The organism is Rhodococcus sp. P4_F5 (assembly GCF_056401315.1).
This window is the reverse complement of record NZ_JBFUJP010000015.1, coordinates 41,076-61,769: the sequence shown is the minus strand read 5'-3', so window position 1 is coordinate 61,769 and position 20,694 is coordinate 41,076. Positions and strand designations below refer to the sequence as shown.

Sequence of the window (20,694 nt, the reverse complement as noted above, 5' to 3'; positions counted from 1 at the left end):
GGCGAGGGACGGGCTGCATGGATGGGGTGTTCACCAACACCATTGTGGTGGCTCACCGCGGAGTCAGGTTTTGTGCGGGCAGGGCGAGAACACGCGGTATGTCATCGGCTTCACAACTCATCCCGGGATCACAAGTCTTGTGGAATGCAGTCCATTATCGTCTTGCCGCCGAGGACCGTGCACAGGAGTTCAAACGGAGCCCAGGCCACCCTGTTGGCGAGGGCGGTGGATCCGGAGCTTTGTTGAAGGTTGCTGGATCCGGAGTCTTGGCCGTCATGCGGGTAGAAGAAGTCGCTGCTACCGGAACTGCTGCCGGCCCAGGGGGCAGGGAGGGCCGGATTTTCGAGGTCGACGGGCGCGGCCGATGCCGAAGCCACGGTGCCGAGGGCGATGGTTGCGCCGGCCAATGCAGCGATGATTGAACGCTTCAAGATGATCCTCTGCGCTAGTGCTGTTTCGACGCCGAGCGACGTCCCAGTGATCACACCGCATCCCGCTGCGGTTGTCCCCGGTGAGAGTTACCAGGATCCGGCAGGCCGGTACCCGGCGGGCTTTCTGATTCGTCGCGTTGGTGCGGGGTTCGGCGGATACTTCGGCTCAGTCTGGATGCGGATCGCGGCGCAGTCAGGTCGAAGATGCGCCGAATCCGGCCAGCGCGGCTCAGCCGAGAGGGAATCGGCTTCCGAAAGCCGTCTGCGGTTCCAATAGGTGAACGCAACGGGCGCTGATGGGTGAACACCCTGGCCGATGGATGGATGGAGGGGTGTTCACCAATGCCCGAGCGTGCTGGGCTGCATGCGGATTGGATAGGTTGACCAGTCGGTGATCCCACTTAACGAGGGCTCCAGATCACACGAATCTGGATGCGTTCCAGCTTGTGTGCGACGGTGGGTGAACCGTCCCGAGTGACGTGTCGGGTCAGTGGATGGCCGTTTGGCGCTGCCGGCTGAGACAGCCTCGGCTGGAGTGCGATGACGCCTTGATGGGACAAGCCCGGCGGGACCCGCGGAGGGATGTCCTGGACGATCATCAACCGCGACAGTAATGGGTACACGATGCACTCGGGCGGCACCGGCGGCTTTCCGGGGCGTCGCATGGTGGGAGAGGCGGTCGGGCACATGATGCCGACGTTGGAAGTGCTGGTGGTGTCCTTCGGGTACTGCTGCTGACCCTGGCAGCGGCGATCTCATATTTCTGTCAACTGTCCCAAACGTCAACAAGGGCATCGCCAGTTGGGTCGTCGTCCCGCGGGAGGCTCGCCGGAGGCGGCCGTCACCATTTCTCGACAGCGGCGGTGGCGGCCCCTTTTTCGTCGCGCCGGGCGCCACCGCTCCTCGAGATCACCGCGCCGCAGTGGGCGCTCCCAGACGAAGCTCTCCTCCTTCACGCGCCGGGGCCGCCTGCCGCATACGCCCTGCCCTCGTCGGTCTCGGGCAGGTCAAGCGGCGACCCGGCGGACCTCGTTCCAGGTCGCAGTCAGGCCGCGCGCGAGACCTTGACCGCCGTGCCGTAGGCGCAGATCTCGGTCCATGTCGAGCCGAGCTCGGACGTGTCGAACCGGAAAGCAAGCACCGCGTTGGCGCCCTTGGCGGCGGCCTCCTCGACCAGCCGCTCCTGCGCGTCCTGACGGCCCTCGGCGAGCATCTTCGTCATGCCCTTGAGCTCGCCACCGACGATGGACTTCAGCGACGCGCCGATCTGCGAGCCGATGTGGCGGGAGCGGACGGTGAGCCCGAACACTTCGCCTAGCACCTCGTCGACGGTGTAGCCGGGCAGGTCATTCATGGTGCTAATCAACATCGGCCGAGCATACGCAGCGACTCCTCCCGGCGCGCTTCGCCCCGGAAGGGTCGCAAGATACACCGTCGCGTACGAATGCGATTCGGAGGAAAGCGTTCCCGCGTACTACCGTCCTGGACGTGCTGAATTCGGGGAACAGTATTGGGAAGTTCCGGTCCCGCACCGGTCGGAGTGCTCGCTTCGGTGCCGTCGCGATCGGTGTGACGATCGGACTCGTATCCGTCGCAGCACCGTCGGCCGCGGCAGTCCCGAGCGACGGTGCACTTGCGTGGGGTCCGTGCCCCGCCGAGTACGCGCTCGATCCGGGCACCGACCAGTGTGGCACCGTGACGGTGCCGCGCGACTATGCGAATCCGACGGCCGGATCGATCGATGTCCTCGTCACCCGTCACCGCACCGAGGACCCGCTCGCGCGCCGGGGCGTGCTGTTCACCAACCCCGGTGGGCCCGGCGGCGACGCGATCGCGTCCAACAGCATGTTCGCGCAGGCGCTTCCCGAACAGATCCGCCGGCAGTGGGACTTCATCGGTGTGCAGCCGCGGGGTCTCGCGCATGCTGGGGCGGTCGAATGCGCCGTCACCCCGGAGCTTTTCGCCGCGATGAACGTCGGCTTCGCGGGTGGGGCGGCGCGGCTGGCGTGCGACGGCGCGACGCCCGGCGCCACCGCGCACCTCACGACGGAGAACACCGCCCGTGACTGGGAACAGGTGCGGGTTGCGCTCGGTGTCGATGTGATCGACATCTACGGCCTGTCGTATGGCACGATCCTCGCCTCGACATATGCCACCCTGTTCCCGCAGCACACGGGACGCATGGTGCTCGACTCGGCGGTCGATCGCGACTGGATGTGGAACGACGTCCTGTGGCACCAGAACGACGGGTACAAGACGCGCTTCTACGACCTCATGGACTGGATTGCGGCCAACGACGCGACCTACGGCCTCGGCGACACCCCGCTTAAGGTGTACCAGCGCTGGTCCGACCGCATCGTCGAGGAAGCGGGCGGCAATCCCACCCTGGCGCCCCCGCCGGCCAGGATCGGAGACGTCCCACCCGCCCTGGAAGGCGTCGCCGCCGCGTACCGGGCCGGTGTGGACCTGACTGGGCCCGCCCGGGTGCAGTTCGAGGCGTTCCTGCGACGACTCGGCGATCCGGCCCACACCCAATCCGCGTCGAGCATCTATGCCCTCACACGCCAAGTGCTGCCTGCCCGGAACACTTGGCCGATGGTCGCCCGCGTCATCCGGGACGGCACAGGGGCGCTTCCCGAGGGTGTGACCGGAGAGGTCACCGCCGACCAACTCGACACGATCGTCCGGGCCCAGATGATGCAGGCGGTCGTGGTCTGCAACGAGAACGCGGTCGCGCCACGCCCAGAGAGGCTCCCGGGCTGGCTCTTCTCGACGTTCGTCACCGGCGACCTGTTCGACGCCATCGGCTACGGCTACAGCGCGGGGCAGGGGTGCGCAGGCGCACCGCCGGTGACCGCGGTACCGGAAATCGGCAACAAGGGATTGGCCACGGCGCCCCTGGTGCTGCAGGGATTGCGGGACCCGCAGACGCCGTACGACGGCGGCGTCCGACACGCGCGCGACATGGGTGCGCACCTGGTCACCGTGGACGGAGGGGACCACGGCGCCGCCATCCAGGGCAGCAACCCCACCATCGACATGGCGATCACGGGCTACCTGTTGACCGGGGCCACCGCCGTCACCCATGCGCCGGAGGCGCCAATTACCGCGCCGCTGTGAGGCGTTGGCATTCCCGCCACCATCGCCTACGCCCCCGCATCGTCTTAGAGTGGGTATCGAATCGGCGTTCGGGGGGCTGAAAAGCAATGTGCTGCACCTGCGCCGCGGGTACTTCCGGATCTTTGGCCTCACCGCGCACCGACTGCTGCTCGGATTCACCCTCGCCGCGATGAATGTGATGACCTTGCGGTACTGGCACCTCGAACGCGACCTGTCCGACCCCTGGGGACAGGTACTCGGGGAACCCGAGCCGCGGCACACCACTTCGCGGCGAGGTTCTCGTCGAGGGGCGTCACGTCGAGCGAACGCCACCGGGAACGGCCTCTAGCGACCACGCCCCGCACTGGGACCAAAGGCCCCAGGGGAGTGTCGTGAGTCACATGCCGAAAGCTGGCCATTGAGGCGTGAATTCGGGGGTGCGTGTACCGGGAAGCGCCCATCCAAGTTCTGCAGACGGCGGGTCGTCGACGCAGATCCGAAAATTCGGCCGGAAATGCATGGATTCTGTCACTGGCGGGTTGATAGGTGAACCCGATCGACGCTGATGGGTGAACACCCTAGCCAGCCGGGGGTGTTCACCCATGACGGAGCAGGTTGGGCTGCATGCGGATTGGATAGGTCTACCAGCCGGTAATCACAGTTAAGGATGGCCCTTGATCGCACAGATATGGATGAATTCTAGGTTGGGGAAGTCAGGTTCGCCTCCGTCAGGCTGATGACTTGCCGGCGCCGTCTGAACGGCGACGAGGGATGACCCCCGAGTGGGGTGACGAGTCAGCTGGACTAGGGGCAGTCCCAGGAGTCATCGGCGGTTGCCAGATCCGGCAAAGAGAGCGCAGCTCTGGTGGCTGCCTGCAGAGCTCGGAGGGCAGGATTGAGAGGGGAAGAGAGTGCGGGCGGCAGGACTATGTGAACTAAGGCAGGTCTTCGGCATCGCATCGACCGGCGTTTTCGCCGTCGTGGGTTGGTCGTCGTGTCGGGGTGAGCAGGTCAGGGTTGACCGCTCGCGCGGCTTGGACCAGGGCGATGATGAGTAGTCCATAGACCCACACCGAGTACGCCCAGGGGCTGTGGGTGACCGCGGTGATGCGGGGGTCGTCCTTGGTCCAGTAGGTGCAGCGCACGCCGGCAGGCAAGAGCTCGTATTCGTGGGACCAGGCGATATTGGGATGGAACCTGCTCACCAGGTCCGGATCTGGTGGAGGGAGTCGGTCGGATGGGAAGCCGTCCGGCACGTGCCCGTCGCGTTGGGAGCAGGTATAGCCGGGGTAGTCGTTGTAGTCGTCGATGCTGGCGAACACGAGGACGGCGATCGATCCACAGATCGACAGCAGCACAGAGGCTGCAGCCGCAGACCTGCGTGCGTTTCGACCAGTGGCGCTGAAAGATAGCCAGATAATCGCGCCCAACAGCACAAGAATCAGGCTTATAGGCGACTGGAGCGGAGCGAGGAATGCCCCCACGGACACCTCCCATCCGAGCGTCGGTTCTTCTCCAGTGCGAGGGTAGCCATGAGTGACGGAGCCGTGGGAGTTGGCGTGTGCGCGGCAAGGTCGACAGGGTTTCTACGGCGCGGTTTACGGCTCTGAATCGCACGTTCAGGGGTGTCGCGGGTGCGGACGTACGGACACCGGAACGACAGCTGGCGTGCATGATGGCCGAGCTCGCCGATGCACTGGGCCCGACCTTGGAGTTGGCGGCGAGGTGGGTGAGGGGGAACGTGAACGCGATAGAAGCGTCCGTGTCAGGATCGAGACATGAGCAGCGCGAGACAGATCAGCGAGCAGGCCGTGGTCCTGGCGATGGACTACGGACAGTTCAGTCTCTCCGGCGGCCTCGGGGATTTCGAGGACGAGCTCGAACTGCTCGCGCATGCGCAGGCTGCGCAACCGTGCGCTGGTGACGGCAAGGCGCTGGTGGTGCTGAGCCCGCACCAGAACAACTTCGAGATGCCGATCGCCGTGCAAGTGTGGGACGGGCGCCCGCCCGCGGACCGGGACGAGTGGCAGCAGGTTTGCGAGGAACGACTCCGGATCTCCGARGCCGGGCAGATGATGATCGCCTCACCCACCACGGGCGAGGTCTTCTGCGAGGTCCCCGGAGGTGACTATCTGATAGAGGTCARCGGCCGYGGGTTCGTCAACTACGGCTGGCCCGGAACYACYACTCCAGGCGATGTTTGGAGGATYCGGCTGTGGCCCAACGAGGGAACCGCACCGCAGCCGGCTCAGATGTGGGACATGCCCGGMTACGGGATCCCCGAGRACAGCCCGCTCCCCGAGCCCACAGTGGAGCCGGCGGAATCGGACGAGCCGAAGTGGATCACGGTGTCCGGGCCAGGAGGCGGCAGCCGCAYGGTCACACCGTCCGAACTGCGCGCCGAGTCCGCCGAGAGGGAACGTCGGGCATGGGGCGGCGGTGACCCAATCCCYGAACTKCTCGAGTACARCGGCGGACAGCACCTCGCCAARTACGACCGCGCCCTCGTGCKCGCACTCMTCGACATGGACGACAYCCGGYTACGCGAGGTCGCGCRATGGTGCGTCACCAAGGCGTACRAGYTCGCCGGCCTCRCCGACCGACCCTGGATCGCACCCGCGTTGACGGCTCTGCACGCCGGTGACCCACTGCCGTCGCCGTTCGACGACCATGCCACAGCATCCGCACACTTCGAGGCCGAGCGCCGATGAGAAGCGCCGGACCGTGTGAGTAACAGACAGGGCGTGATCTACTCGATCGGGGAGTTCGACCCGTTCGACATGGGTCCGAGCAGCCGTCCCGCGTTTGCGCTCCCCACGATCTTCGCGGCCGCAAAGCCGGACCCGAGGCAGGCTGCGTTCGAGGCGCTCTACGGCGCCTCGGTTACATACCAGGAAGATGCACGCGAACAGCATGGCCAGCTCCGGGCGGCATTCGGGATCGCACCCGGCCAGCCGTAACCGGTATCAGCGAGTCAACGCAACTGGACCGGAGACAACCTCACCTGCTGGTCATTCGGGATGCGTCCGTCTCATCGGATCACAAAACCCCAGGTTCTTGTCTCAACATCTCAACATGTCCGAATTCTGTCTCAAGATTCGGTGTCTGCGGCAGCAGTTGTAGGTTCCGGACCTACTTGTCCGATCGGCCTGTGGATTTCAAGATCTTCCACGACACTTGTCCTTGAAATTCCGCGCGAAGATGTCCTTTTCCACGGCTCCCGATCCGATTCAGTTCCGCAAGATCGCGGCCCCACGAATCGTGTCGGACCGCCATGACATCTTTGCAACTCAAGTCCATCGCGACGGACGTCGATAGGCACTCAGTGTCGGAGTGGACCAGGCCGGCCAAAATGAAACCCCTCATCTGAACCGTGCCGGGTTTGATGCCGCCTCCTGCTTGTGAAGGTCAACGTTGCAACCGCCCCGCTCCAGTTGGACCTGTCGCGGTGTCAACCACACCGGGGGCAGTCCCTCTGGTCTCGGCGCCTGCTTCGGCAAATCCTTGATCCTCGCCGCCTTCGTGAACGAGGCCATCACTAAGTGGCGCAAGCACTTTGCTCGCAAGAAACAAGCCTGATCACGAACTCGATGTACCCGCGGATATTCCGGTATGGCGAAGGTCAAAACGCACATCCAAACCCGCAGAAAGGCGTTCAGCGGGTTTCGGTCGGGGTGGTTCGATGTGAGGTTCCGCGCGACGAGGAAACAGGCGCGCCGGGTCTGCGGACGTAGGCCGGGGTGAGGGACGAGAGGAYCTTGGTGTCGTCGTCGACGATCAGGATGCAGGCGGTGTCAGTCACCTGATCCGTCGTGCCTGACCGAGGAGGAACGAGGCCCGCCCGCCCCAGCACTTACCGGGTCAGCAGGCCGGCGTGGTGGGTGTGACGCCGCCGTTCTGCGCGTCCGTGCTCGCGACCGTCTCGTCCTCGCCGAGGGCACGGATCTCTTCGGCGCTGGCGACGACCGCGGGTGCGGTGGCGGCTGCGGTCGTGACGTCTTCCGGTTTGAGTTCACCCTTCGCGACCAGCGCGGCGACCTCTTCCGGGCTCAGGGCGGGATCGCACTCGTTGTTCGGGGTGTCGGACTGCATGGCCGGGACGAGCTTCCCGGCGGGGGCGGGGGCGGAGACTACGACCGGTGCGGTCTCGGAGATGGCGCCGCTTGCCCAGGCAATGCCGGGCACGACGATCGCGGCGACAGCAGCGATTCCGGCTGCGGTGATGGCTACTCGTCGGCGGACGGGGTTGTCGATGATGGACTTACGCATGGATGATCTCCTCGCTCGGTGCCGCGGCCCTGGTTGCCCCGACATCAACGAACTTATGGCCGGAAAACTGGGCGTTCGCTAGCGAACTCTTAGGGGTTGGTTAGAGAATCCTGCTCGTCTGCTGTGATGATTGCCGCGCGATCCGCAGCACACCGCGAAACCCCTCGGGTGTGCTGGATGGCGGTCCGCGCTTTGTGGTGATTGCAGGGCCCGCCGAGGCGATCGAACTCATCATTTCGGAGCCGCGGATCGACGTGGTAGTTGATGACCCGGATGTTGACCCGCCCCGCTGCTACTCAATCTTGGTGAGTGGCCGGCAGGAGAAATGATCCAGTTTGTCGATCGTCAACCAGCACACCCGACACCGGTTCGGGACTCGATCCCACGCTGGGGAGACGCGGACCGAAGGTGTCCTGTTTATCCGTCCTGCATATCGGTCTCGGGCGCCCGAGGTGGAACCACTGCAGTCGGAACATAATTGGGGGACACATGAGCAAGACACACATGGCTGAATATGTCAATCCCATTCAGGTCCAGCAGGGCGGCTTGATCCGGACCCACCCTGATGCACGGATCAGGCAGATTGCTGAGCTCGGGTATGAGCGAGTCGGCAGGAGTCCGTGCCGGTTTCGATGATGTTGCCGCCGCGGTGGTCGAGGCAATCCGCTTGCTTGACCCTGAGTTAGCGGGCAAGAGCGCGGACAGGGTTCCTGAGAAGCGCACAAAAGTTCGCCGCCGGCTCAGGGTGATGATCGAGACCGAGATCGACCTCGCCAGCCCAGAGAACGTCTGTGGCTGGATTCTCCGCCGAGGGAGACCCTCGCGGGCAGATGATGACCGGCCTTCATACCGGACGCGGTCGAATCGCGGATCAGCCGCGGGCACGTTGACCGATGGCCGCTTTGTTGACGATATGGGCGATTCGACCTGCCCGTGTTGCGTCTCGAGCGGCACAGACGATCCACCACAGCATCTGTTTGCGGGCGCTGGGCGGAAAACTGTCCCAGTTGCTTCGAGCTTGCGGGTCCCGGTCCAGCGCCGCCTGCAAGTCAGATGGTTCCTCGAGGTCTTCGACTTGGTCGAGAATCGTCCACCAACCAGTGGATTTCGCGGCAGCAATGGCACGGTGACCAGCAGCGGTCATGAGGCCACGCGCCTCCATATCGGCTGCGCGTTCGCGGTTGAGTCGGGTCCAGGAACTCTTGCGTCTACGCGGCGTGAACAGTTGCAAATTGCGCTCTTCGTCGAAGATGGTGTTGGTGGAGTCGATCCAACCAAAGCAGATGGCTTCCTCGACGGCCTGAGGGTAAGGGCAGCGTGGTCGGCTGGTGGTGGTGCGCCAGGAGCACAACCACACACCTCGGGCTGACGTGTGATTGTCCGTCAACCAAGTTCGCCACTGTTCCCGAGTCTCGGCGTGGATGATCGGGTAGTCGAACTTCCACATTGGGGGGTGGACGGAAGCCGGTGGCGATGATTTCGAATTGGTCACTTACTCTCCAAGCTCAGAGGGAAACGGATACGTGTCTCGATAGACGAGGGGCCTGCGCAGGGAACACGTCCCCGCGGCAACCTGGACATGAATGGTCTTGTCGCGCAATCCTCTTCTGACTGTCATGGTGGCGAGACCCTGAGGTGAAGGGCGAGCCGACTGACGGTGTCGGCGAGCTCGGTTGGTTCGATGACGACCACTGGGGCGGTGAGCGCAATGCGCGCAACCGTCATGGCGAGCCTGCCGAGATCTTCGCTGCGGATCTGGACAAGGCAGCGGTCCGCTGCCACATCGATCGGTGTGTGGTCAATCCATCTGAGTACGCCCTCGAGGTCGGCGAACGTGGCTTCGATGGCGAGTTTTGCATCGTGGTGACGGGGTGGCGAGCCGACTGATCTCGCGACGAAGCCTGCCGCGTCACCGCCCGGGATCTCGCGTGGCGTGAAATGACTGCCTGCCAGCCAGGGCTCCGAGAGCCGGTCCAGTCGAAATGTTCGCCAGTCCGCACGATGGTGGTCCCATGCTACGAGATACCAACGACGTCCCGCCGTGACAAGGCGGTGCGGCTCGACGAGCCGTCTGCTGCTCTCGCCATCACCTCGCCGGTAGTCGAAACGAACGTGCTCGTGGTCGCGACATGCCGCAGCGAGCACACTGAGTGCTTCGGGGTCGACGACGTCGTCGTCGGCCCGCCGCATGGAACTGACGCTCGAATGCAGTGCCGACACACGTCGGCGTAGTCGATGGGGCAGGAGTGTTTCGATCTTCGTCAGCGCGCGCAGCGACGTTTCTTCGATGCCTCCGATGGCGGCCTCGGCGGCGTAGCGCAGTCCGACGGCTACCGCCACGGACTCGTCATCGTCGAGGATCAGGGGCGGCACGTGCGCCCCCGTTGCAAGTCGGTAGCCCCCGTATTTTCCGGACGTGGAATCGACCGGATAGCCAAGGTCGCGTAGGCGATCGATGTCGCGGCGCACCGTCCGCTGCGTGACATCGAGTCGTGCGGCAAGTTCGGCACAGTGCCAGAAACGATGGGTCTGAAGGAGCGAGAGCAGTTGCAGTGCTCGGCCTGTGGGATCGTTCCGCATTTCTTCAGATTGCCAGCGATCTAGGACTTCATGTGTCCACGATGCTCCCTATCGTCGGAGCAACCGGTCGATCCAGACACGAGATCGGTACTCAACTCAAAGGAGCATCCGTGAATCCATCCGACTTCCCCAGGCCCGTCCTTATCCCAGTCAACGGCGTGGAACTCGAAGTCTTTGAAGCAGGGCGACACAATGCCGGGAAACCCATCGTGCTGTGTCACGGATGGCCAGAGCACGCCTATTCTTGGCGATACCAGGTGCCCGCCCTTGTCGAGGCGGGCTACCACGTCATCGTCCCGAACCAGCGCGGCTACGGCAACTCATCACGTCCGACCGAAGTGACGGACTATGACATCGAACATTTGGCGGGTGATCTCATCGCACTTCTCGATCACTACGGCTACGAAGATGCCACCTTTGTCGGTCACGATTGGGGCGCCTTTGTCGTGTGGGGCCTGACCCTGTTGCACCCGGGCCGGGTAAACAAAGTGATCAACCTGAGCCTGCCCTACCAGGATCGCGGAGAGCAGCCCTGGATTGAGTTCATGGAAGCCGTGCTTGGCGGTGACTTCTACTTCGTCCACTTCAATCGACAGCCGGGCGTCGCGGACGCCGTGTTCGAAGACAACACCTTCCGGTTCCTCCGCAACCTGTACCGGAAGAACGAACCCCTCAGGGAGCCTCAGCCGGGTATGGCGCTGATCGATCTCGCCAGAGCAGAGACGCCACTCGGTGAGCCTCTGATGAGCGATAGCGAATTGGCCGTTTTCGTCTCCGCCTTCGAATCGACAGGATTCACGGGCAGCGTGAACTGGTACAGGAACCTTGACCGCAACTGGCATTTGCTGGCGGAGGTGGACCCGATTATCCAACAGCCCGCACTCATGATCTACGGCGACCGTGACGCGATCGCGAGGGCTGAGAACCTGACAGAGTTCGTGCCCAATGTGGAAGTAGTCAATCTCGACTGCGGTCATTGGATCCAGCAAGAAAGACCCGATGAGACCAACCAAGCGATCTTGAACTGGCTGGAACGGCAGGATGCCACATAGTTTCAAGGCTAGGTGCGGTCTCAGTGAAAATGTTAGTCTCATTCAGGTCCAGTAGGGGGCTTGATCCGGACCCACCTTGTGTATGAATCAAGCGGATTGCTGAGCTCGGGTGTGGGCGAGTCGGTAGGAGTCGGTGCCGGTTTCGATGATGTTGCCGCCGAAGGTGAGCCGATCCACGATGGCGGCGCAAAGTCGTGGGTCGGTGAACGTTTTCGTCCAGCCGGAGAACGATTCGTTGGAGGCGATGGCGACGGAGTTCTTTTCCTCCCGTTCGGTCAACACCTGGAAAAGCAGCTCGGCGCCTCGTTTGTCGAGTTCCATGTAACCGAGTTCGTCGATGCAGAGCAGATCCACTCGGCCGTAGCGGGCGATCGTGCGGGCGAGTTGTTTCTCGTCGGGGCTTCGACGAGTTCGTTCACCAGTCGGGTGGCGAGGACGTATTTGACGCGGTAACCGTGCTCGGCGGCCGCGGCGCCGAGCCCGATGAGTAGATGCGATTTCCCGGTTCCGGAGTCCCCGATCAAGCACAGGGGTTGGCCTTTGCGGATCCAGTCGCCGGTGGAGAGGGTGCCGATGGTGGCGGGGTTGATGTTGGGGTTGGCGTCGAAATCGAATTCGGAGAGCCACTTTTCGCGTGGGAAGCCAGCGCCCTTGATCCGTCGGACGACACTTCTGCGGTYACGGTCGTCGCATTCGGAGAGCAGAAGCTCAGCCAAGAAACCGTAGTAGGAGAGTTGGTCTTTGTGTGCGGAGCTGGCGGCCTCGGCAATGACGGCGCGAATGGTGGGAAGCCGCAGTCTCCGGCAGGCTTGGTCGACTGCGGCGGTGGCGGCTTCTTCTGTCAGTCCGCGGCGGCGCAGGGTGGTGGAGATCGATGTGCTGGGTCGGCTCATGTTCCTGTTCCTTCGGTGCTGTGTGTTGTGGCGCGGGTAGGCAAGCGGAGCAGCTGGTCGTAGCAATCAACACTGGGGAGTGGCCGTGAGTCGGGCCGGTAGACCGGCGATGACCGCTGCTGGATCGGCGAGACGGCGTTGGGTTAGGCTGACAACACGTTGCTCACCGCTGCCACGACGAGCAACGAGATGACGGCTTGAAACAGACCCACCCGCATCGATCTTCGATGACGAGTGCCGACGGGCTTCGACTGCAACGACGTCGGCGGTGACCGCGCCGACGGTCAAGGCCGCTTCGATGACGGCGATTACGTCATCGGTATCGATGATGCGGTGCAGGAGCAGGACATCGATGAATTGGCGGGTTCCGCCGGCGTCGCCGTCGGTTTTGCGGGCCGCAGCCCAGAACGCGTCATGACTCGAGGTGAATGTTCCATTTCTGCGGGCTGCGGCCAAAGCGCTCGCTCCTGGTAGCGCACCGGGTTTGGTGCGTAGCACTTCCAGGTAGTGGTCGAGATCGAGGCTTTGGCCGCCTTGAGTGACGACGCGCCTGTGACGTGCGATTACCGTCCGGCCGTCGAAGACCACTACTTCCGACGCCCGCAGCGACACCCGTACTTGTCTTCCGATGAAACGTTATGGGACAGAGTATTTCGCCATCCGGACGGTGATCAGTGCGCTGCGATCGACTCGGGGAGTCAAGGACAGTCCGGGGTGGAATTCTTCGTCTGGAGCGGGCAGCAGGAGCGGTGTCTCTGCTGCGAGGTCCTGCCCAACGGTCCGGATTCGGTTGTGGATGCGGCGGTTGTTGTCGGCGGTGTCCCAGGCGCGGATCTTCTCGTTGAGCTCATCGAGTGAGTCGACAACCGGCATCGGGGACAACCTGTTTCGGCGGAACCTGCCTACTTCACCCTCCACGCCGCCTTTCTCGTGTGCTCCGGAGATGCCGGGTTGGCAGTAGAACGCGTCGAACTCGAAGTGCGAACGGAAGAGCAACCATCGCTGGTTCTCCACCCGAGCACGAGATTGCCCGTAGATCACCTTCTGCACTGCGCTGGTCAAATTGTCGTATCGGATGTGACGGGTCGGGACACCACCGATCTCGTCGAACGCGGCGATATGGCCTTCGAGGAACGCTTCCTGCCCTTGCGTTGAGTAAACGCGGTGCACAGCTTTCCCTGAGTACGAGAGCCGGAAGGTGAACATGTGGCATTTGGTTTTCATCCCGGCCAGCATCACCCACACTTCACCGAAATCGACTTCCGCCTCGGCGCCGGGAGCGTGTTCTTGCGGGACGAACACTTCGATACGGCGTCCAGCTTCGACGTCAATCTGCGCTCGCCGGACCCGCACGTAATCACGCACCGTCGAATACGACAGCTCTTGCGCCCCACGCTCGTCGGCAAGTCTGGCGAGGATTCGGCGGGCMGTGTGACGTTGCTTGCGTGGTGCGTCGACATCAGCGGTGAGCATCACGTCGATCGCGTTTTTGAACGGATCGAGCTTCGGTGAACAACGCACCGGAACTTTTCTCGGCGGCGRCTGCGCGTGCGCCAACGCCATCCGCACCGTCGCCCGGCCGACCTGATGCCGGCGAGCCAACTCCCGAATCGAATACCCCTCGACCCGGGCATCTCTCCGGATACGAGCAAACAACTCCATCCGAGTCTCCATCACTGCCCTCCACCAGCTGCTGGCATCTGAACAACCAGATRCCACCAACACTGAGGTGGGCTCGGTTCAAACCGTCACCACCGCTGCGGCGAGTCGCAGATGGGTCTGGATCAAGCCGTCACAGCGGTCTCGAATCAAGCTGTCACAAACACTGCGTGTCAGGGTGAGTTGAGTCCAACGGTTCACAGCAACCCCGCCAGCAGACATTTTCAGCGCGTCGGCTCGATCGAGGGATCCGATGCCGAGTTGAGCCATGTTGCGATCGCGGATTCGGTCCTTTGTAGGTGTTCTCGGCGCTGACGCACTTCATGAAGGCGTTCGGTGAGCCGCGCCCGGGTGACCGAACAGCATTTGCGATCGTCGTCTGGGGTCGGTTCCAGGCAGGGCATCATCACAGTGATGTCGCCTGTGTTGAACCCAGCGTCCAGCAGTGCCTTGATCTGCTTGGCACGCGCTACGTGGGCAGGGGTGTAGTCGCGGTAGCCGGCTCTTGAGCGGTCCGGCTCGAGCAGACCGCTGGCTTCGTAGTGTCGAAGACGGTGCGTGGGCACTCCGACCTGGCTAGCTGCATCTCCGATACGCACGACGCGACCTTCCTACCTCGGGAATTTGACCTTCACATTGATCTTAAGGTTGATGATCGGCGCCATGGATTCCTTCTCTCGGCGTGTACCTGTTGTCGTATTGGCGATCACGCTGTTCGTCGTCACCACGAGCGAGTTCCAGGTCGCGGCGATGTTGACCGATATGGCCTCGGACTTGCATGACGCGCCCGCCACGCTCGGCATGCTGGTCACGGTGTACGCCCTCGGCATGGGTCTGGGCGGCCCGGCGGTTGCGTGGCTGCTACGCGGGCTGCCCGCCAGGCAGGGGTTGGTACTCGTCTTGGGTGCATACGCGGTGACCGAGGCGGTCGCGGGCACGGTGGGCTCGCCCGGTCCGTTGTTCGTGCTGCGGGCGGTGACCGGAGCACTGTCCGGGGCGACATTCGGTATGTCGTTGTCGATCGGCATGCGGTTGGGAAGTAAGTCGGAGCAGACCCGCTCGTCAGCCGTCATCCTGGCCGGACTCATGGCGGGGACGCTGCTCGGTCTGCCGCTGAGCCACTTGGTCGGCACGTTCTGCGGGTGGCGGGTCTCCTTCTACGTACTGGGCGGGGGCGCGGCGATCATGGCAGCAGTGGTCATGTTCACCGTGCCGGCATTGGGCCCGGATGAGAAGGCGGCCGACAGCGCCGACGGCGGCAGTCGTGCTCTGCGTAGTGGCGCACTGTGGGTTCGTTACGGCGCGAGCTTTCTGACCATCGGCGGCGCGTTCGCGGCCTTTGCGTTCATCGACCCCATCCTGCGGCGGAGCGGTTTGAGTGAGGTGTCATCGACCTGGGTGATGCTCGGTTTCGGTGTCGCTGCTCTGACGGCCAATGCGTTCGCAGGCCGCATCACGCCCGGCTCGGCCCGTCGATGGCTGCTGACGGGTCTGGCAACGCAGCTCCTGGCACTCGTGCTCTACCTCGCCGGCCCAGACGATGTCGCGATCGTCGCACTGGCCACGATCTTGTTGGGCGGAACGGGAATCGCACTCAACTCCTTGCTCGTCGATCGCGTCCTCTCAGTCGCCCAACCGACAATGCTTGTCAACACATTTCACACCTCTGCGATCACGATGGGGATCGCGGCAGCAACGGCGATCGGCGGCCGAAGTTACTACCGAATCGGGGACCTCAGCGCCACGCTCTGGGTGGGCTTTGCCTTCACCATCGCCGCGTTGGCCCTGACCTGTCAAACCCCAGACAAGGCGGCGTGGCCGAAGTCCGACACCGTTCCTGCCGTGTGAAGGACCTGACGCACACCAACGCCCCGTTGTCCGTCGAAGGCCGCCACCTGGTCGACGGGCAGGGTAGGCCGCTAGGAGGCCTCGATGGCATCCGTGGCCGAAGGCCGCCATCGCGGTCAACCCGACCAGGCATTGGTTTACCTTGCAGTGCTTGAATTTTGGTATCTCGGAACGGATGATGCGCGTCGTCTCGAGATCTGATACCGGTCGGCTTCGGTGGTACCACCCCAGACTCCGAATGGTTCCCGGGCAGTGAGGGCGTGGAGTCGACATGACGGTAGGACAGGACATGCTGCGCAGATGGCCTTGGCGTCACGTTCGCGGCGGGCCCGCGCTCCGCGTTCCTCGCCGTCTCGGGGGAAGAACAGGTTGGGGTCCATGTTTCGACATCGGGCACGGAGTCGCCAGTCCCATACCTCGCTGACAGGGGGTGGGAGGGGTGGGAGGGGTCCGGGCATCGCGGTGGTGTCCTCTCGGGGGCCGTTGCGTCCCACTGTCACACTCCTGCGCGTCAATGGTCGCGGCGGAGGCCGGGATGAGCCAGTCGGGTTGTGCAGATGGCGTCGAGTTGGTGTACGACGTGCTCCGGCAGATAGGAGGATGCGCCATTGTGCAGGTAGGCCTGGAGTCGCTGGAAGTACCTGGCCGGGGTGATGCCGAACTCCACAAAGATGTCGGCCGACGAACCTCCTCCCCAGTGTCTCCACTTCAGGGCGAACGCTAGGAGGTGGTCGTTGTCGGTCATCATGCCTCCTAGGATGCTTGCGCTGTCAGTGCGCTTGTGCGGCTGGGGAATTGCTAGTCCCTGAGTGCGGTGGGGCGTCTGCGATCGCGGGGATGGGTGTCGACGAATCAGTCAGTCTGCTGGGTGGTGGTCGTGAGTACGCTGCCAGAGCGTTGTTCGACCAGGTGATCACACCTTGACTGGACGGCGTTGTCGGGCAAGTGAAATGCGGGCCGCGCGGCCGCCCGACTGCTCGGCTCCGGGCGGCCCGATCGTGTGCGGATGTCCGTGACGGGACGTCCGCGGCTCGGTGCGGCCGACGAAGGTCAGACGGTGGCGACGGCGTATCCGTGAGCCTCGCCCGCCGTCGATATGGAGGGAGAAGGTCCGTGGCGGAGAATCCGTGCGGCACAGAGTTCCGACGCGGTGTCTGCGCAAGACGTGGTCTGTGACGCACACCGTGTCACAGAACCACCGATCCGCGAACACGACGGCGTTGTGGAGCATGCACTCACCGCTCACCGCTCGCCGGTCTCGTCTTGGAAGGCCGCCGCGCGGGCCATCTGCACAGGCCGACGGCGAACAATCGCCCATGCCACACCCAGCACCGCAAACCACACCGGAGTGACCAGCAGCGCGTGGAGAGTGTCCTCCTTCTGGGTGAACGCCCAGATCAGGAATCCGAAGAAGGCCAGCACGACATAGCACATCGGGATTCCGCCGGGCATCTTGTACGTGGAGGCCTCGTGCAGGTGCGGGCGGCGCTTGCGGTACACGATGTAGCTGATCAGGATGATCGTCCAGACGAAGATGAAGCAGAGCGAGGAGATGGTCGTCACGATGGTGAACGCCTCGATGATCGAGCTTCCGACTGCGACCATCACGACACCGGCCAGCAGGAACACGCCCGAGAGGTACAGGGCGTTGGCCGGGACTCGGCGGGAGGTCAGCTTGCCGAACAAGGCCGGCGCGTCACCCTGCCGGGCGAGGCCGTACACCATCCGCGACGTCGAGTAGATACCCGAATTCCCCGACGACGTCGCCGAGGTCAGAACCACGAAGTTGATCACCGAGGCGGCGATTCCGAGGCCAGCGAGAGTGAACATGGCCACGAACGGGCTGCGGTTGGCGCTGATCTCCCGCCACGGGGTGACCGAGATGATCACCACCAGGGCCACCACGTAGAAGAGCATCACACGAACCGGGATCGAGTTGATCGCCTTGGGCAGGTTCTTCTCCGGATCCTTGGCCTCGGCAGCGGTGGTGCCGACGAGTTCGATTCCGACGAACGCGAACGTCGCGATCTGGAAGCCGGCGACGAAGCCCATGAACCCGGTCGGGAAGAACCCACCGTCATTCCACAGATTGGCGAAGGAGGCCTCCGCACCGCCGGGCGCGGTGAAATGACTGAAGACCATCGCAAGGCCGACCACGATCAGGCCGACGATCGCAATGATCTTGATCAGCGCGAACCAGAACTCGGTCTCACCGAAAGCCTTCACGCTGGGCAGGTTCAGCCCGATCAGCAGCGCCACCGCCGCGAGCGCCGGGATCCACAACGGCAGCGAGCCCCACCAGTACGACACGTAGCCGGCAATCGCGATGACGTCGGCGATGCCGGTGACGATCCAGCAGAACCAGTAGGTCCATCCGGTGAAGAAGCCGGCCCACGGTCCGAGCAGGTCCGCGGCAAAATCCGCAAACGATTTGTAGTTAGTGTTGGAGAGCAGCAGCTCCCCCATGGCTCGCATGACGAAGAACAGCATCGTGCCGATGATCATGTACACGAAGATCACCGACGGACCGGCCAGGGAGATCGTCTTGCCGGACCCCATGAACAGGCCGGTGCCGATCGCGCCGCCGATCGCGATCAGCTGGATGTGACGGTTGGACAGTTGCCGCGACAGCCCCGGCTCGTTCGACTCGTCGGCTGTGTCAGTAGTTGACGCGGACGTGACTCTTGGCTTCGTGTACTCGGACACAAGATGCTCCTAGGTTGGGATGAGCGATGCACAGCAACAACAACTCTGGGCACACGGACGGCGCCGATACACAGCCCGGCTCGACTGGTCGGATCGATCGAAGCTGGGGTGTCCCGAGAGAGCACGGGTGCGCTTCCCAACTGCTCGGATGCCAAGAGACGGCCGCGACTCCTCGACAACTCCGATCATTGCCAATCGAGACTCCTCCGGCATCTACCCGATGGAGAGTGGTCGCAAGCCCTCACTGCGACTGAAGGACGTTCCGGCCCTTGGCCTCAGCGTCTCGCACCTGAGGTCTGTGCCGCGGATCACACTGTAGGGRCGGCGGGGCCGTAGCGCAACGGTCGAATCAAATCGAGAGGCCACATGGATGCACGGTGACCCCACGATGTTTCGGCAAATTCTGACCAAATCCGCAGTGCAACAGTGTCTTACGACACCAATGCTGGTTCCACCCATTCCACCCACAGCCACAGGTTCGGCAACGTCCCCGCAGCGGACCGTTTCGGCCGCCGGCGGACGAAACGGTGCAAACTCGGCCCACATTTTCATAGCGCATCACCGAAGGTGCATCGCACACTGCCGCTATGACCTCGGCCATGTCACCGCTGGTCAGGGGGCTGATTGTGCTGTTAGCACTGACTGCAGGCGAAGTGTTGGAAGGACAGCACCGTGACTTACCGCACGACCCATTCGAAGATTGTGTGACGGCCACCACGTTCGAGGAGAGGTACTTCATGAGGCTCAGTTCCACGGCCCCACAACGCGTCGGCATCGTTGGTGCGGGAATGGTCGGGCTGTCGACAGCATGGTTCCTGCAGGAGCGGGGAATCGAGGTTACGGTATTCGACCGCAAGGGAATTGCGGCCGGCGCATCATGGGGGAATGCCGGGTGGATCACGCCCGGTATCAGCACTCCGCTGCCCGAACCTGCAGTGCTCCGATACGGCGTTCGCGCCGTGCTCAGCCCGTCCTCACCCGTCTATGTGCCGCCTACGTTGAATCCTCGGTTGATTCGGTTCCTGGCATCATTTGCCCGACACAGCACCGCCGCACGGTGGCGCGTGGCGATGGAGTCGTTGGTAGGGATCAACCGACATGCGTTGTCCGCGTTCGACGAACTCGCGGACGGCGGTGTGAAGGGAAGCGCATATGAAGCGAAGTCCTTTCTGGCTGCGTACCGGACGCCGGCGGAACGGGCAATCCTGCTCGAGGAGATCGAGCACATTCGGTCTGCCGGTCAGGGCATCGAATTCGACGTCCTGACCGGTGACGACGCGCGCGAAGTTGAGCCGTCGCTGTCCGACGAGGTCGGAGCCGCCATCCGGCTACACGGCCAGCGATTCATGAATCCCGGTGACTTCGTGAACAGTCTTGCGGAGGCGGTCCGCGCGCGCGGAGGCACGATCCGCGAGGGCTACGATGTCTCCGGAGTCGTCGATGAAGTTGGCACCGTGCGCATTTCGAGCCAAACCGGCGACGTTGAGCGATTCGATGCCGTCGTCCTCGCGACCGGAACGTGGCTCGGCGACACCGCCCGCGACTTCGGCGTCGGGATTCCCGTACAGGCGGGGCGCGGATACAGCTTCAGCGTCGCGATCGATCACGTTCCGGCGGGGCCCGTCTACTTCCCGGCACAGCGGGTGGCTTGCACGCCCCTCGGAGACCGCCTCCGGGTCGCCGGAATGATGGAGTTCCGTGCCCCCGATGCCGCCCTGGATCGGCGGCGGATTGCCGCGATCGTGCGGGCCGCGCGGCCGTTGCTGCGTGGCGCTGACCTGGATGCGCGGCGCGACGAATGGGTGGGTTCACGACCGTGCACACCGGACGGACTGCCCGTGATCGGAGCGACCCGATCGCCGCGCGTGTTCGCGGCCGGCGGTCACGGCATGTGGGGGATCACCCTCGGGCCGGCGACGGGGCGCCTGCTCGCCGACACCATCACCACCGGGCGAACCGCACCCGAGCTGGCACCGTTCAATCCCCTGCGATGAGTCAAGCGGCGATGAATCCCTAGGCACATGCCGTCGCCCTCGACGCGACCTGCCAGACGTCAGGTCGCGTCGAGGCGACGGCAAACTTCCGAGCCGAAACGTGTGCCTGCGATCGGACCCCCGACCCAGGCCTAACGGCGCACGATCGGACTACCGGCAGCAG

Annotated in this window: 16 protein-coding genes and 3 pseudogenes; 7 read left to right on the top strand and 12 right to left on the bottom strand. The window is 63.7% G+C overall.

All coding sequences use genetic code 11. The annotated features are described in order from the left end of the window. Positions 1-128 precede the first annotated feature (128 nt). Positions 129-485 carry a hypothetical protein gene (locus tag AC1DU4_RS09250; RefSeq protein WP_477839135.1) on the bottom strand — a complete coding sequence of 119 codons (357 nt, stop codon included), beginning with the start codon at positions 483-485 and terminating at the stop codon, positions 129-131. 528 nt (positions 486-1,013) lie between these two features. Between AC1DU4_RS09250 and AC1DU4_RS09245 the strand changes: the two genes are divergently transcribed. After that, positions 1,014-1,169: a hypothetical protein gene (locus AC1DU4_RS09245; RefSeq protein ID WP_477839134.1), complete on the top strand. Its 156-nt coding sequence runs from the start codon at positions 1,014-1,016 to the stop codon at positions 1,167-1,169. A 307-nt stretch (positions 1,170-1,476) separates the two neighbouring features. Here the strand turns inward: AC1DU4_RS09245 and AC1DU4_RS09240 are convergent, their stop codons facing one another. Further along, the gene (locus tag AC1DU4_RS09240; RefSeq protein ID WP_477839132.1) at positions 1,477-1,800 is read right to left on the bottom strand and encodes a YbjQ family protein; all 324 of its coding nucleotides are present in this window, start codon (positions 1,798-1,800) and stop codon (positions 1,477-1,479) included. 200 nt (positions 1,801-2,000) lie between these two features. Here AC1DU4_RS09240 and AC1DU4_RS09235 point away from each other — a divergent pair, with 200 nt between their 5' ends. Next, positions 2,001-3,551 (top strand): alpha/beta fold hydrolase, encoded by a 1,551-nt coding sequence (locus AC1DU4_RS09235; protein ID WP_477839130.1) that lies wholly within the window; start codon positions 2,001-2,003, stop codon positions 3,549-3,551. Positions 3,552-3,600: 49 nt separating this feature from the next. Further along, positions 3,601-3,879: a hypothetical protein gene (locus tag AC1DU4_RS09230; RefSeq protein WP_477839128.1), complete on the top strand. Its 279-nt coding sequence runs from the start codon at positions 3,601-3,603 to the stop codon at positions 3,877-3,879. Positions 3,880-4,465: 586 nt separating this feature from the next. Here the strand turns inward: AC1DU4_RS09230 and AC1DU4_RS09225 are convergent. Further along, a complete protein-coding gene (locus tag AC1DU4_RS09225; protein WP_477839126.1) occupies positions 4,466-5,014 on the bottom strand; it encodes a hypothetical protein in 549 nt (182 codons plus the stop codon). A gap of 1,242 nt (positions 5,015-6,256) precedes the next feature. On the opposite strand from AC1DU4_RS09225, the gene AC1DU4_RS09220 reads away from it, so the two are divergent. Then, complete coding sequence (locus AC1DU4_RS09220; RefSeq protein ID WP_477839124.1) at positions 6,257-6,490, top strand: hypothetical protein; 234 nt, start codon at positions 6,257-6,259, stop codon at positions 6,488-6,490. A gap of 901 nt (positions 6,491-7,391) precedes the next feature. Here the strand turns inward: AC1DU4_RS09220 and AC1DU4_RS09215 are convergent. The 3 genes from AC1DU4_RS09215 to AC1DU4_RS09205 form a co-directional block, all read right to left on the bottom strand. Further along, a complete protein-coding gene (locus AC1DU4_RS09215; protein WP_477839122.1) occupies positions 7,392-7,799 on the bottom strand; it encodes a hypothetical protein in 408 nt (135 codons plus the stop codon). 871 nt (positions 7,800-8,670) lie between these two features. After that, the gene (locus AC1DU4_RS09210; RefSeq protein ID WP_477839120.1) at positions 8,671-9,291 is read right to left on the bottom strand and encodes a YdeI/OmpD-associated family protein; all 621 of its coding nucleotides are present in this window, start codon (positions 9,289-9,291) and stop codon (positions 8,671-8,673) included. A gap of 122 nt (positions 9,292-9,413) precedes the next feature. Then, entirely contained in the window at positions 9,414-10,379 is a 966-nt protein-coding gene (locus tag AC1DU4_RS09205) for a helix-turn-helix transcriptional regulator (RefSeq protein WP_477839118.1), read from the bottom strand. A gap of 110 nt (positions 10,380-10,489) precedes the next feature. Between AC1DU4_RS09205 and AC1DU4_RS09200 the strand changes: the two genes are divergently transcribed. After that, positions 10,490-11,431 (top strand): alpha/beta fold hydrolase, encoded by a 942-nt coding sequence (locus tag AC1DU4_RS09200; protein ID WP_477839116.1) that lies wholly within the window; start codon positions 10,490-10,492, stop codon positions 11,429-11,431. A gap of 87 nt (positions 11,432-11,518) precedes the next feature. Here AC1DU4_RS09200 and istB read toward each other — a convergent pair. The 3 genes and pseudogenes from istB to AC1DU4_RS09185 form a co-directional block, all read right to left on the bottom strand. Beyond that, positions 11,519-12,324: pseudogene (gene istB / locus AC1DU4_RS09195) on the bottom strand (IS21-like element helper ATPase IstB). Further along, positions 12,321-13,998 (bottom strand): annotated as a pseudogene (istA, locus tag AC1DU4_RS09190) (IS21 family transposase). The pseudogenes istB and istA overlap by 4 nt, the downstream one beginning before the upstream one ends. 209 nt (positions 13,999-14,207) lie before the next feature. Beyond that, positions 14,208-14,582, bottom strand: a complete 375-nt coding sequence (locus AC1DU4_RS09185; RefSeq protein WP_477839114.1) for a MerR family transcriptional regulator — start codon at positions 14,580-14,582, stop codon at positions 14,208-14,210. Between the two features lie 52 nt (positions 14,583-14,634). Here AC1DU4_RS09185 and AC1DU4_RS09180 point away from each other — a divergent pair, with 52 nt between their 5' ends. Then, positions 14,635-15,831 carry an MFS transporter gene (locus tag AC1DU4_RS09180; RefSeq protein ID WP_477839113.1) on the top strand — a complete coding sequence of 399 codons (1,197 nt, stop codon included), beginning with the start codon at positions 14,635-14,637 and terminating at the stop codon, positions 15,829-15,831. 257 nt (positions 15,832-16,088) lie between these two features. Here the strand turns inward: AC1DU4_RS09180 and AC1DU4_RS09175 are convergent. From AC1DU4_RS09175 to cycA, 3 genes and pseudogenes are all read right to left on the bottom strand, one after another. Beyond that, positions 16,089-16,211: pseudogene (locus tag AC1DU4_RS09175) on the bottom strand (WhiB family transcriptional regulator); the annotation flags it as partial. Between the two features lie 131 nt (positions 16,212-16,342). Next, complete coding sequence (locus AC1DU4_RS09170; RefSeq protein WP_477839111.1) at positions 16,343-16,576, bottom strand: DUF3263 domain-containing protein; 234 nt, start codon at positions 16,574-16,576, stop codon at positions 16,343-16,345. 497 nt (positions 16,577-17,073) lie between these two features. Beyond that, entirely contained in the window at positions 17,074-18,537 is a 1,464-nt protein-coding gene (gene cycA, locus AC1DU4_RS09165; protein ID WP_477839109.1) for a D-serine/D-alanine/glycine transporter, read from the bottom strand. A 737-nt stretch (positions 18,538-19,274) separates the two neighbouring features. Between cycA and AC1DU4_RS09160 the strand changes: the two genes are divergently transcribed. Continuing rightward, positions 19,275-20,531 carry an NAD(P)/FAD-dependent oxidoreductase gene (locus tag AC1DU4_RS09160; protein ID WP_477839171.1) on the top strand — a complete coding sequence of 419 codons (1,257 nt, stop codon included), beginning with the start codon at positions 19,275-19,277 and terminating at the stop codon, positions 20,529-20,531. Positions 20,532-20,694: the final 163 nt, after the last annotated feature.